Below are 14,506 nucleotides of genomic sequence, written 5' to 3'. Positions count from 1 at the left end.
GGGTCACCCAGTTCCCCTGAGCCGCCTCCACGTCGCTCCGCGAACTGACTGACACCAACGAGAGCCACTGCCGCTTTGCAGAGCGGCAGTGGCTCTCGTTGGTGTCAGTAAGGCGCAGGCCCGGCTGATGTGAGCCGATGTCCGTCGGACGGCCACGGCGTCCCGGCCCTCAGCAGGGCGCCGCGTAGCCGGGCCATCAGCTTCGCCGGCGTATCCAGCAGGTCACTGGTCACCCGCACCACCTGCCAGTCCAGGGCTCGGAGGTCGTCTTCGCGGACCTTCTCGGCGATCACCGCTGCCTGCTCCTGGTACTTGCCCTGGCCGTCACTCTCGACCAGCACCCGGGTACCGACGATCCGCCCGTCCGCTCGATACCGGGTACCCGGCACCTCGAACTGCGGCTCCATCTCGAAGCCCCAGGCGTCCAGGGTCAATGCCGTCCGGGACTCCAGTGGCGATTCACGGCGTCCGTCGCCGAGTCGAAGCACGACGTTCAGGTGCCCGTATCCCCGGTACCCCGCCAGACTCTCCGCCGCCACCCGCACCTGAGGCTTGGACGCCACTCCCCTGGCCAGCGCCGCGTCCAACGCCATCAGCCCGGATTCCGGCGATTCGAGGGCGGTCTGGGCGATCACCAGCGCCGCCGAGAGTTCAGCCGGCACGTCGACCTGGGCATGAACCACAATCCTGCGCCGACAGGCGGCTGGGCCTGGCCCCGTCCGCATCAGATGGATCGTGTTCCAGTCCGGCCGATGGACCGGCAACCCCATCAGCACAGCGCCCGAGTAGTGGCTGGCCCTCACATCGTCACGATCAGCCAACTCCGCCCGCACGCGCAGCCGATGCAGATCGGACGGCCACTGTGGCCTGCTGCCCGTGTACCAGCCCCGCTTCAATCTGATCAGGACGCCGTCACGAGCCGCCTGCCGCAACTCGAAGTCGGTGACGCCGGCTGCCTTCGCCTGCTGGGTGGTGAACATCGCGAGTGCGACCAGATGGGGAGGGATCACGCCCGCAGTGTGCGTCCGGACCGACCCGAACTGGTCAAAATGCCGTCAGTCTGGGCGGGCTCATGGTCACTGACACAAACGGGAGCCACTGCCGCTTTGCAGAGCGGCAGTGGCTCCCGAAGGTGTCAGTCAGGTGGTAGACCGGGTCAGTCCCGGCCCTCCATGATCTCGCGCACCAGGGACGCGGTTTCGCTGGGCGTCCGGCCGACCTTGACGCCGGCCGCCTCCAGGGCGGCCTTCTTGGCCTGGGCGGTGCCCTTGGAGCCGGAGACGATGGCGCCGGCGTGGCCCATGGTCTTGCCCTCGGGGGCGGTGAACCCGGCCACGTAGCCGACCACCGGCTTGGTGACGTGCTCGGCGATGTAGGCGGCGGCCCGCTCTTCCGCGTCGCCACCGATCTCACCGATCATCACGATGCAGTCCGTGTCGGGGTCGGCCTCGAACGCCGCGAGGGCGTCGATGTGCGTCGTCCCGATGATCGGGTCGCCACCGATGCCCACCGCTGACGAGAAGCCGATGTCTCCCAGTTCGAACATCATCTGGTAGGTGAGCGTGCCGGACTTGCTGACCAGGCCGATCCGGCCGGAGTTCGCGATGCCCGCCGGGATGATCCCGACGTTCGACTTCCCGGGGCTGATCAGCCCCGGGCAGTTCGGGCCGATCAACCGGGTCACACCGCTCTTGGCGGCATAGGTGTAGAACTCGGCGGTGTCCTTGACCGGGACGCCCTCGGTGATCACCACCACCAGCTCGATGCCGGCGTCCACCGCCTCGAAGACGGCCTTCTTGGTGTAGGCGGCCGGCACGAAGATCACCGACACGTTCGCGCCGGTGGCCTCCTTTGCCTCGGCCACCGAGCCGTAGACCGGCACCGGATCCTCTTCGAAGGTGACCGTCTGCCCGCCCTTGCCGGGGGTGACGCCACCGACGATGCGGGTGCCCGAGCTGATCATTCGCTGCGTGTGCTTGCGGCCCTCGGAGCCGGTCATGCCCTGTACGAGGACCTTGGAGTTCTGGTCCAGCCAGATCGTCATCGACTGATGTCCTTTCAGTTCTTGCTGGCCAGTTCGGCGGCCTTGCGGGCGGCGGAGTCCATGGTCAGTTCCATCGTCACCAGCGGGTGCGCCGCCTCGGTCAGGATGTGCCGGCCGATCTCGACCGCGTTGCCGTCGAGCCGGACGACGATCGGCTTGGTGGCCTTGTCACCCAGGATCTCCAGTGCGGCGATGATGCCCTTGGCCACCTCGGAGCAGGCGGTGATGCCGCCGAACACGTTGACGAAGACCACCTTCACCTGCGGGTCGGAGAGAATGATGTCCAGACCGTCGGCCATCACCTGGGCGGACGCGCCGCCGCCGATGTCGAGGAAGTTGGCCGGGGTCGGGCTGCCCGGGAACTCCTTGCCGGCGCCGGCCACCACGTCCAGGGTGCTCATCACCAGGCCGGCACCGTTGCCGATGATCCCGACGCTGCCGTCCAGCTTCACGTAGTTGAGGCCGCGCTCACGGGCCCGGATCTCCAGCGGGTCGTCGCGCGACTCATCGGACAGCGCGTCCCAGTCGGCGTGCCGGAACGAAGCGTTGGCGTCCAGCGAGACCTTGCCGTCGAGCGCCAGGATGCGTCCGTCGCCGGTCTTCACCAGCGGATTCACCTCGACCAGGGTGGCGTCGTTCTCGCGGTACACGTCACCGAGCAGCGTCAGCACCCGGGCGACTTCGGCCCGATCGGCCTCGGCGAAGCCCGCGGCGGCGACGATCTCGTCGGCCTTGGCCTGGTCGAGCCCGGCCAGCGGATCGACCTCGATGCGGGCCAGCTTCTCGGGATGCTCCTCGGCGAGGGTCTCGATGTCCATGCCGCCCTCGACCGAACACATCGCCAGGTAGCTGCGGTTCGCCCGGTCGAGCAGCAGGCTGAAGTAGTACTCGTCGGCGATGTCGGCGCCCTCGGCGATCATCACCTTCTCAACGATGTGACCCTTGATGTCGAGACCCAGAATCTCGGAGGCCCGCTCGCGCGCCTCCTGTGGGCTGCGGGCCAGCTTGACGCCGCCCGCCTTGCCGCGACCACCGGTCTTCACCTGAGCCTTGACCACCACGACCGATGTTCCGAGGGTCTGAGCGGCCTGTTCGGCCTCTTCAGGGGTGCGGGCGACGATGCCCCGCAGAACCGGTACCCCATGTGCCTCGAACAGATCTCGCGCCTGGTACTCGAATAGATCCACCACAACTCCGTCTCTTGGTTTCGCCCCGCGGGGGCTAGCGTCACGATAGTGCGGCACGCCAGACCCCGCACCCCTCACGCGCCGCGGCGGACCAGCCCCGGACGCGAGACAACCCAAGACCTCGATTTCTGAGATCTCTCTAAGAAATGCTAAGGTAACTGAGTGTCCGGTTCTCGGACGCCACACCAACGTTGCAACAAGGAGATCGCGTGCGCCCAACCGAGGCTGAACCCCAGGCGACCAGCTGGATTCGTTCTCGAGTATTCCGCGGCACCCTGGCCACAGCGGCCATCGGCACCCTCGTGCTGGGACTCTCCCACATCGCCACCCCGTCGTCGGCCGCGCCCGTGCCGCAGCCGACCCTCGGTGGCTTCGATCGGGCCGCGATGGACGCCCGCGACGGCCAGCTCAGCCGGGACGCCTCCCGCCCGCAGGCACCGCAGGCACTGGCCCAGGCGCGCACCAATGAGCTCACCGGCACCGCACAGGAGTTGGCGACCAGCCAGCGCAACGCCGCCCTGGACAGCCGGACCACCGAGTTGGACGCCACGGTCGCGAAGATCAGCGAGCAGTCCAAGCTGCTCAACGACAAGTCGTCGTTCCTGATGCCGACCGCCGGCGAGTTCGGCTCCGGCTTCGGCATGCGGCTGCACCCGATCCTGCACTACTACCGCATGCACAACGGCCAGGACATCGGCGGCAAGTGCGGCCAGCCGATCTGGGCCGCGCAGGACGGCGAGGTCACCAAGGTCGTCCCGGAGGGCTACAACGGCGGCTCCGGTCACAACGTGCGGATCGACGGCGGCAAGGTTCACGGCGCCAAGCTCGAAACCGCCTACCTGCACATGGACAAGATCGTCGTGAAGGTCGGCCAGAAGGTGCATAAGGGCGAACTGCTCGGCACCGTCGGCAACACCGGCATCTCCACCGCCTGCCATCTGCACTTCTCGGTCTACAAGAACGGCAAGGGCGTCGACCCGGTTCCGTACCTGAAGAAGTAGTAGCCGGCCACCGCTGGTCGAGCTTGTCGAGACCCAGATTTCGACAAGCTCAATCAACGATGAGCTCAATCAGCTCTCAGAGCTTCTCCATCGGGGCGTGCTTCAGGCTCAGCCGCTTCACCCCGTGACTGCCGAAGTCGACGTCCGCCTTCGTCGTGTCGCCCCGGCCGCTCACCGCGACCACCGAACCCATCCCGAAATGGGTGTGCAGCACCCGGTCACCCGGCTCCAAGGCCGGAATCGGCTTCGGCAGCGACGGTTTCGAGCCGTAGCTGACCGTGTTGCGCCAGGCCTGCTCGGTGCGGGCCTTGGCCCGCGACGCGAAGCCGACCTGCGCCGTGCCCAGCCGTCGCCAGTCGAAAAGGTGCTGCGGGATCTCGTCGGTGAACCGGCTCGGCGGGTTGTACTGCGGCGACCCCCACATGGTGCGCACCACCGCCCGGGTCAGGTAGAGCCGCTGTCGTGCCCGGGTGATTCCCACATACGCCAGCCGGCGCTCCTCCTCCAGTTCGTCCTTGCTCTCGTGCGTGCGCTGATGCGGGAAGATGCCGTCCTCGAAGCCGGTCAGGAAGACCACCGGGAACTCCAGGCCCTTCGCGGTGTGCAGCGTCATCAGGGTGACCACCCCGGCGCCCTCGCCGTCGGCGTCCGGGATCTGGTCGGAGTCTGCGACCAGCGCGATCCGCTCCAGGAACGCCGGCAGCGAATCGTCCGGTTCGGGAGCCGCGGAAGCCAGCTCGCCGCCGTCCGGGGGCAGGTCGATGGTGTGCGCGGCCGAGACGAACTCCTGCGCCACCGACACCAGTTCGATCAGGTTCTCCAGCCGGGTGGCGTCCTGCGGATCGTCGGAGTTCTTCAACTCGTCGATGTAGCCGGACTTCTCCAGGATCGAGGTGAGGATCGTGTCGGCGGCGTCGCCGGCGTCCATCATCGCCCGGTGCTCGCCCAGCATGGTCGCGAAGGACTGGATCTGGGTGAGCGAGCGGGTCGCCAGCCCCGTCGCCTCGGACGCCCGCGCCAGCGCCGCCCCGAACGGGATCCGCTCGGCCGCGGCCAGCGCCTCGATCGCCGCCTCGGCCCGCTCGCCGATGCCGCGCCGCGGCGTGTTCAGGATGCGCCGCACCGACACGTCGTCGGCCGGGTTGGCGATCGAGCGCAGGTAGGCGATCGCGTCACGGATCTCCTTCCGCTCGTAGAACCGGACGCCGCCGACCACCCGGTACGGCATGCCGACCCGGATGAACACCTCTTCGAAGGCACGGGACTGGGCGTTGGTGCGGTAGAACACCGCCACGTCGCCGGGTTTGGCGATGCCGTCGTCGGTGAGCCGGTCGATCTCGTCGGCGACGTACTGCGCCTCGTCGTGCTCGGTGTCGGCAACCCAGCCGACGATCCGCTCACCGTCGCCGGCGTCGGACCAGAGCCGCTTCTCCGGACGCCCCGGGTTGCGGGTGATCACCGCGTTGGCGGCGTTCAGGATGGTCTGGGTGGAGCGGTAGTTCTGCTCCAGCACGATCGTCGTGGCGCCCGGGAAGTCGGCCTCGAAAGCCAGGATGTTGCGGATGGTGGCGCCCCGGAAGGCGTAGATCGACTGGTCGGAGTCGCCGACCACCATCAACTCCGGCGGCTCCACGGCGGCCATGCCGTCCGGCACCGGCAGTTCGGCGCACAGCTCGCGGACCAGCGCGTACTGGGCGTGGTTGGTGTCCTGATACTCGTCGACCAGCACGTGCCGGAAGCGTCGCCGGTACTGCTCGCGCAGGTCGGGGAAGGCCTGCAGCAGGTGCACGGTGGTCATGATCAGGTCGTCGAAGTCGAGCGCGTTCGCCGTTGTCAGCCGTCGTTGGTACTCGCGATAGGCGTCGGCGTAGATCTTCTCGTTGGCCGTCTCGGCCTTCGCTGCGGCGGTTTCGTGATCGACCAGTTCGTTCTTGCAGTTCGACACCCAGTTCATCACGGTGCGGACGGGGTACCGCTTGGGGTCGACCTCGGCGTCGCGTAACACCAGCTGCATCAGCCGCTTGGCGTCGGTGTCGTCGTAGATCGAGAAGGTGCGGCTGATCCCGAACCGGTGGATGTCGGCCCGCAGCATGCGGACGCAGGCCGAGTGGAAGGTGGAGACCCACATCAGCTTCGCCCGGTTGCCGACCATCTCGACCACCCGGTGCCGCATCTCGGCGGCCGCCTTGTTGGTGAAGGTGATCGCCAGGATCGACCCCGGGTGCACCTTCCGGAAGCTGACCAGATGCGCGATCCGGCGGGTCAGTACCCGCGTCTTGCCCGACCCCGCGCCGGCCACCACCAACACCGGCCCCCCGGCGTGCAGCACGGCCTCGCGCTGCGGCGGGTTGAGGTCGGCCAGCAACTCCGTCTCGGTGATCCGGTGCCGCCGCGGCTGGCCCTCGCCGGCAGGCTCGGACGCCGGCGCCGCCCCGGCCTGCGCCGGTGCGGCCGGTTCGGAGGAGAAGTTGAACAGGTCCGGAAACAGGGTGTCGGTCATCGCGTCCCCAACCTTAAGTCCTCCCCCTGACAACCGCGGGGCGACCCGACCGTAGCAAGGTGTGCGCGCAGTGCTACATTTGCACACGTGACCAGCGTCGCCAGCCGAGAGCTTCGCAATCACACCGCGGCGGTACTACGCCGGGTGTCCGAGGGCACCGATGTCACCGTTACGGTCAACGGCCTTCCCGTTGCCCTAATCACTCGACCCCGCGGCCAGAGGCCGGCAACGCTGACCCGCGATCAGTTGATTCAGTTGCACGAACAGGCGCCTCCTGATCCGCGGTTGCGCGCCGACCTCGCGTGGATCGCCGGTGACACCACCGAAGACCTGGGAGATCCGGCGTGACGGCAGGCGAACGTTGATGGCCGAGGCACTCGCCGACACCAGCGTCTTCGTCGCGGCCGAGAGCGGACGTCGACTCCTCGGCGAACGGTTGCCCGACAAGCTGCGAGTCTCAGTGATCACCCTGGCCGAACTGGAAGCCGGTGTCCTCGCGGCACGGACAGTGGCTGACCGTGCCGCTCGTCTGCGAACCCTCGAACAGGTCGCGGCACTGGAACCACTCGCCGTCGACCCCGCGGCAGCAGCCGTCTGGGCCCGGCTGCGCGTCGAGATCCATCAGGCCGGACGCCGGGTGAACGTCAACGATCTCTGGATCGCAGCCGTGGCGATCGCCAATGACCTCCCCGTGGTCACCCAGGACAACAACTTCGCCGTGCTCGCGGAACTGGGCCTGCTGACGGTGATCAACGTCTGAGCCGCTGGCGAGAAAGCTCAGACCAGCCGGCGATCGGTGGCCCAGCGGGTCAGCTGGTGCCGGTTCGACAGCTGCAGCTTGCGCAGCACGCTGGAGACGTGGGTCTCGACGGTCTTGATCGAGATGAACAGCTCGCGGGCGATCTCCTTGTAGGCGTAACCGCGGGCGATCAGCCGCATCACCTCGCGCTCGCGCTGGGAGAGCCGGTCCAGTTCCTCGTCCACGGCCGAGATGTCGATCGAGCCCGAGAAGGCGTCCAGCACGAAGCCGGCCAGCCGCGGCGAGAACACCGCGTCACCCTCGGCGACCCGGCCGATCGCGTCGACCAGCTCATCGGCCGAGATCGACTTGGTGACATACCCGCGGGCGCCGGCGCGGATCACCCCGATCACGTCCTCGGCGGCGTCCGAGACGCTCAGCGCCAGGAATTTGATCTCCGGCTCGGTGGCATGCACCTGCTTCAGCACCTCGACACCGCCGCCGCCGGGCAGGTGCACGTCGAGCAGCACCACGTCCGGTTGCGCCTTGAGCACCGCCGCCACCGCGGTCGGGACGTCCTCGCCCTCGCCCACGATGTGCACCCGGGAGCCGATGTCGTGCTTCACCCCGCTGCGGAACATGGCGTGGTCGTCGACGATCACCACCCGCCGGCCGGCCTGGGTATTCGTCTGCTGCTCGGTCATCGCTTCATCTCCAGTCGTACCTCGGTGCCCTGTTCGGGAACGCTTCGAATCGTTGCATTGCCCCCGGCACGCCGCAATCGCTCGATGATCGAGCCACGGATGCCCATCCGGTCGGCGGGCACCTCCTCCAGGACGAAGCCGCGGCCCCGGTCCCGGACGAACACCTCCACCAGGCGCTCGTCGACTTCGGCGTACACGTCGATCTTCGCCACCCCGGCGTGCCGGGCGGCGTTCGTCATCGCTTCGCGGGCGGCCTGCACCAGCGACTTCAGCTCGGGATCCAGGTCACGGTCGCCGACCACCACGATCTCGACGTCGACGCCGTGGTCGTCCTCCACCTCGGCAGCGGCCGCCACCAGTGCCGCCTTCACCGACGCCGCGTCGGTGGTCTCGCCGTACAGCCAGGTCCGCAGCTCGCGTTCCTGCCGCCGCGCCAGGGACGTCACCGCCTTCGGATCGGATGCCTGTCGCTGGATCAGCGCCAATGTCTGCAGCACCGAATCGTGCAGGTGGGCGGCCATGTCGGCCCGCGCGTCGGCCAGCATCTTCTCCTCGCGGGCCGCGGTCAGCGAACGCCGCACCCGGATGAACCAAGGCGCCGCGGCCAGCAACAGCGTGACCACGACCAGGCCCAGCACCAGCAGCGTCCGGGCGGTCTCGGACATGGCGGGCAACTGCACCACCACCAGCGCGATCCCGGTGCCCAGCCCGGCCAGCCCGAGCAGGATCCGGACGATCCGCGACCAGTGCGCGATCAGCGGCGCGAACCACTGGCGCGCACCGGTCTGCCGCCGGATCGACCGGTTGGAGATGTGGTCGGCCTGCCACCAGATCAGCATCAGCCCGACGGTGCCGGCCAACCCCGGCCACAGCACGCCCTGCGGCAGCCCGACGCCCGCGGACTGCACCAGCCACAGCAGCCCGGCGCCGAGCAGCGCCACCGCCGACATCACTCCGAGATCGGCGGGCACCCGCGCCGGACCCTGCACGGTGCGCAGCCCGCGACGTCCCGCCGCGTCCAGGCCGGGCGCCCGCGGCGCCTCGGCGGCCAGCGGCAACGCCAGCCACAACACCAGATAGACCAGCACCCCGATGCCCATGCTGGCGGTCAGCAGCACGAACCCGACCCGCAGCACCAGCGTCGGCCAGCCCAGATGGGCCGCCAGACCGGCACACACCCCGGCCAGCCAGGCGGTGTCCAGCCGCCGGTCGGCGCGCTGCGGCGTCACCGGTACGGTGCGAACAGGAGTCGTCATAGCGGGGCGCGTCGGAGGTCGGCGGGCCGACGCCTCTGGTTCAGTGTCGCGCGTGCGGCCGCCCCCGGCCAGCCGGCGGGCTCCCCGCACGGTCCTTTGGGGGTCGGCTCAGGGACGTTCCCCGATGGTTCGTCGGGACGCCTCGGCAACAGTGGTGGCCATGGAACTCACCCCGTTGCGCCGCGCGTCCTCGGGCGCCGTGCTCGGCGGCGTCTGTGCCGGACTCGCCCGTCGCTGGCAGGTCGACCCGACCGTGCTGCGGATCGCGATGGTGCTGCTGGCCCTGCTCGGCGGTCTCGGCATCGCCTTCTACGTGGGCGCCCTGCTGCTGGTGCCCAAAGACGGTTCCAGTGAGTTCCCGCTCTACCGGCTGGCACCGTTCACCCGGTCGTGGTCCCCCGCCGCCGCGATCGGCGCCGTGGTGGGTCTCGGCGTGTTGATCACCGTGGCGGTCGGTTCGTGGCTGCCGTTCGGCCTGGCCCCCGTGGTCGGCCTCGGCTTCCTGTGGTACTTCGGCTTCCATCGGCGGCGCCATCCGCATCGCCCGGACGCCGGTCAGCCCGGCAGCGGCGCGCCGTCCGGTCAGAACGAACTCGCCGGCGCGTCCGACACCGCTGCGCTGCCGTCCGCGTCAACGCCCTCGGAACTGCCGCAGACCGACTTCGAACGAGCCGCCGCAGCCTGGCGTGAGCGGGTCGTCCAAGAGCGTCAGGGCGCGCCTGCCGGTTCACCGGACGTCTCCGACGCGGTCAGCGATCCGCCCGCGGCGCTCCCGCTGTACGAGTACCGACCCACCCCGCCCCCTGCCGTCTCGAACTGGACGCCGCCCGCACCCCGGGCCAGCCGGCGTCGCCCCAAGTGGCTGTGGCCGCTGGTGCTCTGCCTGCTCGGCAGTGGCCTCGCCACCCTGGCCGTGTTGTCGGTGGTGTTCGGCGTCATCGTTCCCCCGCTGGCCTATGCGGCCACCGTGCTCGGCGCGCTGGGCCTGGGACTGCTGATCGCCGCCTTCGCCGGACGCCCCCGCGGCCTGCTGCCGCTGGCCGTCGTCGCCGGTCTGGTCACCATCGCGATGCTGGTGCCGGTCCCACGCCCCGGCCGGATCGGCACCGAGACCGTCAGCTACACCACGATGGCGCAACTGCCGACGACCGAGCAGAACCACGGCGCCGGGGACGTGACCGTCAACCTCAGCGGACTGGACGTCACCGAAACCAGGCAGATCCAGTACTCCCAGGGCGCCGGAACACTGGCGGTGTCCCTGCCCACCACGGGCAATGTCGTCGTCGAGTGGTCGATCGGGGCCGGTGAGTACCACGGCCCGGACACCAACCGCGACGGCATCGACCTCAAGGGCAGCTACCAGCGCATCCTCACCCCGGGAGCACCGGTGTTGACGGTCGTTCTGCACACCGGCTTGGGCGAGGTGACGGTGTCATGAGACGCATCGACGTTGCGGCCTTCAACGTCGGCCTGGTCAGCACCGGGCTGGCAGTGCTCGCCCTGTGCGCCGCCTTCGGCACGGTGGACTGGAAACTCACCTCGATCGTCGCCCCCCTCGGCCTGGTCATGATCGGCCTGGCCGGCCTTCTACTTTCCCGCAATTCGACGAAAGGAACCCGATGAACGGAAAGACCCTGACCCGCTCGACCACCGACAAATTTCTCGGCGGCGTCTGCGGCGGACTGGCCCGCTTCCTCAACCTGGACTCCGGGCTGGTCCGCATCCTGACCGTGCTGCTCGCCATCTTCACCCAGGTGGGCTGGATCGCCTACCTGGTGCTGTGGGCCGTGCTGCCCACCGAGGACGGCGGACCCACCGGCTTCGATGAGGCGAAGAACGCCTTCGGCCAGGGCAGCACCGGGCGTTCCTCGGATCGTCCCGAGCACAACCCCGACGACCTCCGCTGAGCTGACCTCGAAGGGTCCGGACGCCACCGGCGTCCGGGCCCTTCGTGCTGCCGGCGACTCGGTTCGCATCTCCCCCCTTGCCGGGGGCCCGTATGCGACCCTATGGTCACGGGACGTCCGCATCGTCATGGGGACATCCGCGCAGCGAGGAGGCTGGCATGGAACGCTTTCAGGGGTTGCTGGGAATCGCATTGATTCTGGGCATCATCGTGCTGATCTCGAAGCACCGGAGCCGGATCAACTGGCGCATCGTCGGCTCGGGCCTCGCGCTCCAGGCGATCGTCGGCTTCCTGGTCATCAAATGGGCACCGGGCGCCTACGCGCTGGAGCAGTTCGCCAATGCGGTCACCGGCGTCATCGGCTTCACCAGCGCGGGCACCGAGTTCGTCTTCGGCCCACTGATCGACACCGACAAGATCGGCTTCGTCTTCGCCCTGCAGGTGCTGCCCGTCATCATCTTCTTCGGCGCCATCGTCGGCCTGCTCTACTACCTGCGCGTTCTGCAGTGGGTGATCGAGATCGTCGGCACTGCGCTGAAGTGGGTGCTCGGCGCGTCCAAGATCGAGTCGGTGTGGGCCGCCACCGTGGTCGTCCTCGGCATGAGCGAGGCCCCGCTGGTGATCAAGCCCTACCTGCCGCGGCTGACCAAATCGCAACTCTTCCTCTGCATGGTCGGCGGCCTGGCCTCGGTGGCCGGCACGGTGCTGGTCGGCTACTCGCTGCTCGGCGCACCGATGCCCTACCTGCTCGCCGCCGCCGTGATGAACGCGCCCGGCTCGCTGCTGGTGGCCAAGGGCATGTGGCCCGAGACCGAGAAGTCCGACCTGGACGCCTCGGTGCGCGACGTCCACGACACCGAATCGGTGAACGTGATCGACTCGCTGGCCCGCGGTGCGTTGACCGGTGGCCATCTCGCCGTCATCGTCGGCTGCCTGCTGATCGCCTTCATCGCCGTCATCGCCCTGCTGAACGGTGCGCTGGGCGGGATCGGCGGCTGGTTCGGCATGCCGCAGCTCTCCTTCGACATGGTGTTCGGCTGGATCTTCGCACCCGTGGCCTGGCTGATCGGCGTCCCCTGGAACGAGGCCGCCGTCGCCGGCAACTTCATCGGCCAGAAGACGGTGCTCAACGAGTTCGTCGCCTTCTCGAACTTCGGTCCGATGGTCGCCGCCGGACACCTTGATCCGAAGACCACGCTGATCACCACCTTCGCGCTGTGCGGCTTCGCCAACTTCGGCTCGATCGCCATCCTGGTCGGTTCGCTCGGGTCGCTGATCCCCGAGCGGCGCTCCGAGGTCGCCAAGTACGGCCTGCTCGCCCTGTTGGGCGCCACCATGACCAACCTGCTGAACGCCGCCATCGTGGGCGTCGTCGGCAGCTGACCCCGAAGACTCCCCCACCGAGAAGACTCCCTCACCGAAAGGAGGGGCCATGGCCCCCCGTCCCGTCTACTTCGACTGCGACACCGGGATCGACGACGCGCTGGCGCTGGTCTACCTGATGGCCTCCCCCGAGATCGAGCTGGCCGGCATCGGCACCGTGAGCGGCAACATCGACGCCAAGCAGGCGGCGGTCAACACCCTCGACCTGCTGGCGATGGGCGGCAAGACCGAGGTGCCGGTCGCGGTCGGTGCGATGGACCCGCTCACCCACAGCTTCAGCGGCGGCGTTCCACACATCCACGGCCACAACGGCGTCGGTGACGTGGAGCTGCCGCACACCGACCGGAAGCCGGAGACGGAATCGGCGGCCGACATGCTGGTCCGGCTGGCCCACGAGCACCCCGGCGAGCTGGACGTGATCGCGATCGGTCCGCTGACCAACCTGGCCATCGCGCTCAAGCAGGATCCGTCGATCGCCGAGCTGGTGCACGAGGTGTACATCATGGGCGGTGCGGCGCTGGTGCCGGGCAACCTCAGCGCAGTGGGCGAGGCGAACATCTGGAACGACCCCGAGGCCGCGCAGGCCGTGGTCGAGGCGCCCTGGCAGGTGGTGCTGGTGCCGCTCGACGTCACGCTGGAGAACGCCTTCGAGGAGTCCGACCGGGAGGCGCTGGCCGCGTCCGACTCGGCGCTCAACCGGGCCCTGGCCGACATTCTCAACCTGTACTTCGACTTCTACGTCGGCGAGTACGGACGCCGCATGTGCGCCCTCCACGACCCGCTGGCCGCCGCGATCGCGGTCGGTCAGATCACGGCGACCCGGGCACCGAACGTGCCGGTCGTGGTGGACGACACCCAGGGCCCGGGCCGCGGCCAGACCATCTGCGACCTGCGCGGGCAACGCACCGGTACGCACGATGTCGAGGGCGCCCACGTCCGGGTGGTGCTGGACACCGACCAGCAGCTCGGCCCGGTGCTGCTGGCGCGGCTGCTCGACTACGCCGGCTGACCATCGTGATCCCGGGCTCGCCCCGGGATCGCAGGGTGAGCGGACCAACTCGCCTGGGGACGGCGGAACTCTGTCATCCCGGGCTCGCTCCGGGGTCTCGTTTGCAGGCGGCTGTTCGGCCTGGCGTCACAACTCCCTGACCAGCGCGCCGTCGACGTCGCGGAAGCCGAGCTGACGCAGGTAGTCGGTGTGCCCCGGCGTGGGGTCCGGCACGACCACAGTGCTGAACCCGGCATCCCGAAGCTGTTTGGCGCCGGGACCGGTGTACAACCAGGCCGCGATCCGCGAGTCCCGGTAGGCCGCCATCACATAGTCCAGGGTGAGCCGCAGCGTGGTGCCGTCGCGGCGTCCGGCCAGGACGCCGGCAGGCAGCCCGTCGCGGATCGGCAGCAGCACGAAATCCTCCTCGTGCAGTGAGTCGAAGCCCGGCCAGCTGCGTCGGATGTCGTCGGCGTGGGCGCGCAGGAAGTCCTCCAGGAACGGCGCGTCCGGTGCGATCGGGACGGCACCGATCGACCGCCGCGGACCGAATTCGCGGCGCAGGAACCAGATGTTCACCCCGGCCACCGCCGCGTTGGTCAGGATGATCGGAATGGACGGCAGCAGCGCGCCGTAGACCACGAAGATCAGCCCGCCGGTCATCGAGAGCAACCGGAGCCGCACCACCGAGGTCATGGTGAGCGACAACACGATGAACGCCGAGGCCACGTAGCCGATCACTTCCACCCAGCTCATCGCGGCAGCCTAGTGCCCCGGCCCCGGCGAAGCGCTGATCAA

The 14,506-nt window shown here is 68.9% G+C and carries 15 protein-coding genes; 8 read left to right on the top strand and 7 right to left on the bottom strand.

The genetic code is table 11. From position 1 onward, the window contains the following. Positions 1–104: 104 nt before the first annotated feature. From Q0066_RS06590 to sucC, 3 genes are all read right to left on the bottom strand, one after another. Entirely contained in the window at positions 105–1,010 is a 906-nt protein-coding gene (locus Q0066_RS06590) for a type IV toxin-antitoxin system AbiEi family antitoxin domain-containing protein (protein WP_298131311.1), read from the bottom strand. 146 nt (positions 1,011–1,156) lie between these two features. Then, positions 1,157–2,044: a succinate--CoA ligase subunit alpha gene (gene sucD / locus Q0066_RS06585; RefSeq protein ID WP_298131309.1), complete on the bottom strand. Its 888-nt coding sequence runs from the start codon at positions 2,042–2,044 to the stop codon at positions 1,157–1,159. A gap of 14 nt (positions 2,045–2,058) precedes the next feature. Then, positions 2,059–3,231, bottom strand: coding sequence for an ADP-forming succinate--CoA ligase subunit beta (gene sucC, locus Q0066_RS06580; RefSeq protein ID WP_298131306.1), 1,173 nt, complete (start codon positions 3,229–3,231; stop codon positions 2,059–2,061). Positions 3,232–3,440: 209 nt separating this feature from the next. Between sucC and Q0066_RS06575 the strand changes: the two genes are divergently transcribed. After that, positions 3,441–4,232, top strand: coding sequence for a M23 family metallopeptidase (locus Q0066_RS06575; protein WP_298131305.1), 792 nt, complete (start codon positions 3,441–3,443; stop codon positions 4,230–4,232). A gap of 76 nt (positions 4,233–4,308) precedes the next feature. Here Q0066_RS06575 and pcrA read toward each other — a convergent pair whose 3' ends face one another. After that, on the bottom strand, positions 4,309–6,732 hold the full coding sequence (gene pcrA, locus Q0066_RS06570) for a DNA helicase PcrA (RefSeq protein ID WP_298131303.1): 2,424 nt from the start codon (positions 6,730–6,732) through the stop codon (positions 4,309–4,311). Positions 6,733–6,819: 87 nt separating this feature from the next. Here pcrA and Q0066_RS06565 point away from each other — a divergent pair, with 87 nt between their 5' ends. After that, positions 6,820–7,080, top strand: coding sequence for a type II toxin-antitoxin system prevent-host-death family antitoxin (locus Q0066_RS06565; RefSeq protein ID WP_298131301.1), 261 nt, complete (start codon positions 6,820–6,822; stop codon positions 7,078–7,080). Beyond that, a complete protein-coding gene (locus Q0066_RS06560) occupies positions 7,046–7,492 on the top strand; it encodes a type II toxin-antitoxin system VapC family toxin (RefSeq protein WP_298131299.1) in 447 nt (148 codons plus the stop codon). The genes Q0066_RS06565 and Q0066_RS06560 overlap by 35 nt, the downstream gene beginning before the upstream one ends. A gap of 17 nt (positions 7,493–7,509) precedes the next feature. On the opposite strand, the gene Q0066_RS06555 is transcribed toward Q0066_RS06560, so the two are convergent. Both Q0066_RS06555 and Q0066_RS06550 read right to left on the bottom strand, forming a co-directional pair. Continuing rightward, on the bottom strand, positions 7,510–8,175 hold the full coding sequence (locus Q0066_RS06555) for a response regulator transcription factor (protein ID WP_298131298.1): 666 nt from the start codon (positions 8,173–8,175) through the stop codon (positions 7,510–7,512). Beyond that, entirely contained in the window at positions 8,172–9,431 is a 1,260-nt protein-coding gene (locus Q0066_RS06550; protein ID WP_298131296.1) for an ATP-binding protein, read from the bottom strand. Before Q0066_RS06550 ends, Q0066_RS06555 begins: the two co-directional genes overlap by 4 nt. 160 nt (positions 9,432–9,591) lie before the next feature. Here Q0066_RS06550 and Q0066_RS06545 point away from each other — a divergent pair, with 160 nt between their 5' ends. The 5 genes from Q0066_RS06545 (at position 9,592) to Q0066_RS06525 (ending at position 13,729) form a co-directional block, all read left to right on the top strand. Continuing rightward, a complete protein-coding gene (locus Q0066_RS06545; RefSeq protein WP_298131295.1) occupies positions 9,592–10,869 on the top strand; it encodes a PspC domain-containing protein in 1,278 nt (425 codons plus the stop codon). Continuing rightward, the gene (locus tag Q0066_RS06540; protein ID WP_298131294.1) at positions 10,866–11,054 is read left to right on the top strand and encodes a hypothetical protein; all 189 of its coding nucleotides are present in this window, start codon (positions 10,866–10,868) and stop codon (positions 11,052–11,054) included. The genes Q0066_RS06545 and Q0066_RS06540 overlap by 4 nt, the downstream gene beginning before the upstream one ends. Next, positions 11,051–11,338 carry a PspC domain-containing protein gene (locus Q0066_RS06535; RefSeq protein WP_298131291.1) on the top strand — a complete coding sequence of 96 codons (288 nt, stop codon included), beginning with the start codon at positions 11,051–11,053 and terminating at the stop codon, positions 11,336–11,338. Before Q0066_RS06540 ends, Q0066_RS06535 begins: the two co-directional genes overlap by 4 nt. Before the next feature lie 158 nt (positions 11,339–11,496). Beyond that, complete coding sequence (locus tag Q0066_RS06530) at positions 11,497–12,720, top strand: NupC/NupG family nucleoside CNT transporter (protein ID WP_298131290.1); 1,224 nt, start codon at positions 11,497–11,499, stop codon at positions 12,718–12,720. Positions 12,721–12,769: 49 nt separating this feature from the next. Further along, positions 12,770–13,729: a nucleoside hydrolase gene (locus tag Q0066_RS06525; protein WP_298131288.1), complete on the top strand. Its 960-nt coding sequence runs from the start codon at positions 12,770–12,772 to the stop codon at positions 13,727–13,729. Between the two features lie 126 nt (positions 13,730–13,855). Here Q0066_RS06525 and Q0066_RS06520 read toward each other — a convergent pair whose 3' ends face one another. Further along, entirely contained in the window at positions 13,856–14,464 is a 609-nt protein-coding gene (locus Q0066_RS06520) for a hypothetical protein (RefSeq protein WP_298131286.1), read from the bottom strand. Positions 14,465–14,506: the final 42 nt, after the last annotated feature.

The organism is Micropruina sp. (genome assembly GCF_027492755.1).
In the GTDB taxonomy this organism is placed as follows: Bacteria; Actinomycetota; Actinomycetes; order Propionibacteriales; family Propionibacteriaceae; genus Micropruina.
This window is presented reverse-complemented; position numbering and strand designations above follow the sequence as displayed.